The following is a 205-nucleotide window of genomic DNA, read 5'->3' on the forward strand; positions in this document are numbered from 1 at the left end:
ATGCTGAGGACAGGCTTTCATTCGGAGAACCATCATGGAAAACATTGCGCTTATTGGTATCGATCTGGGTAAGAACTCTTTCCATATTCATTGTCAGGATCATCGTGGGAAGGCCGTTTACCGTAAAAAATTCACCCGACCAAAGCTAATCGAATTTCTGGCGACATGCCCGGCAACAACCATCGCGATGGAAGCCTGTGGCGGT

Annotated in this window: 1 pseudogene; it reads left to right on the forward strand. The window is 47.8% G+C overall.

Annotated features, from left to right (window positions below):
• Positions 1–34: 34 nt before the first annotated feature.
• A pseudogene (locus GV764_RS19215) lies at positions 35–205 on the forward strand (hypothetical protein); the annotation flags it as partial.

This window comes from Atlantibacter hermannii, assembly GCF_009907385.1.
GTDB lineage: Bacteria > Pseudomonadota > Gammaproteobacteria > Enterobacterales > Enterobacteriaceae > Atlantibacter > Atlantibacter hermannii_A.